The sequence below is a fragment of the Roseateles saccharophilus genome (genome assembly GCF_004342485.1).
Classification (GTDB): Bacteria; Pseudomonadota; Gammaproteobacteria; order Burkholderiales; family Burkholderiaceae_C; genus Pelomonas; species Pelomonas saccharophila.
The window spans coordinates 1-1,045 of the sequence record NZ_SMBU01000105.1; the positions used below are offsets into that span (position 1 = coordinate 1).

Annotated in this window: 2 protein-coding genes; both read right to left on the bottom strand. The window is 59.3% G+C overall.

Going from position 1 to position 1,045, the window contains the following annotated elements; translation table 11 throughout:
* Positions 1-36: 36 nt before the first annotated feature.
* Entirely contained in the window at positions 37-441 is a 405-nt protein-coding gene (locus EV671_RS26585; RefSeq protein WP_132576905.1) for a PIN domain-containing protein, read from the bottom strand.
* A complete protein-coding gene (locus tag EV671_RS26590) occupies positions 442-663 on the bottom strand; it encodes an AbrB/MazE/SpoVT family DNA-binding domain-containing protein (protein ID WP_132576906.1) in 222 nt (73 codons plus the stop codon).
* Positions 664-1,045: the final 382 nt, after the last annotated feature.

Below are 1,045 nucleotides of genomic sequence, written 5' to 3' on the forward strand. Positions count from 1 at the left end.
ACGGGGCCCTTCCCACTGGCCGGACCGGCTACCGGCTTACGCGCAAAACCGCGTCCTCACCGCCGAATAAGCGCGGATCCTGACCGCCGCTAACAACAGGGGCTGTTCATTTGCCTGAGCTGCCAGGGCGATGTGTACGCAGTCCGCAAAATCTGCGGTGCCCTTCTTGAAAAGAAGAAGCGCTACTTCAAGAGCCTGCTCGTTTTGAAAAGACAGTTCTGCTGCCGACAATAGGTCCGATATCGTCCGCACCACATCGTCTTTGCAAAATTCGAAGCTGGAGCGCAAGACCCATTCCAACTCGACCGTCACGGAAATCGGAACGAAGAGCGTTTGCCCAGCGCTCAAGCACTTCCGGATGAGCTTTGTTGCTGCAGCAAGCTGGGCAGCGTCGTCCTGCACGAGATACCGCACCAGGACATTCGTGTCGAGGGCCGCCATCTATCGCCAAGCGTTCATTTGCTCAACGGTGACATGCTTTCCCTTGGGGGCCTTCAAGACGCCCGCAAGGTCAAGGATGGACTTCGTTTTTGCGCGCACGACGATGGTCCCGTCGGGAGTGACGGTCCAGACCAGGCGCGTGCCGGGCGCGGCGTGCACCAGCTCGCGCACTTCTGCCGGAACTGTGGTCTGCCCCTTGGCGGTGATAGTGGACTCTGCCATTTTAGATCCTTACTTCCGCCTCCATAGTAAGGAGCAATGCGTTGCGCTGCAAGCCCTACGGGGGGCTTTCGTTCTGGGCGCCTATCCATCGCCTAGCAAAACTTTCGGAGACGGCTGGGAGCCGGAGCGGGGCACAGGACCGGTAACCCGCCCTTTCGTCGTCGGCGTTGATGCCGCGGATGGCAACACGGCAAGTGCGACAGGGGCTTCACTGCTTCGCAATGCCACGCACTAACCGGAGCCTTGAGCGGCAGGTTTGAGGCGTCGAATTCAAGTAGCCCTAAGTAGCCCTAAGTGGCATGAACCAGGCGAGCACCCTGGATGATGGAAGACACTGGGGTGTGCGGGCCAGCGCGGGTAGAGGTCGATCAATTTATTGATG

What these genes read in the sequence shown, in the direction of transcription:
- EV671_RS26585 (WP_132576905.1), bottom strand. Translation starts at nt 441, where the DNA reads ATGGCGGCCCTCGACACGAATGTCCTGGTGCGGTATCTCGTGCAGGAC.
- EV671_RS26590 (WP_132576906.1), bottom strand. Translation starts at nt 663, where the DNA reads ATGGCAGAGTCCACTATCACCGCCAAGGGGCAGACCACAGTTCCGGCA.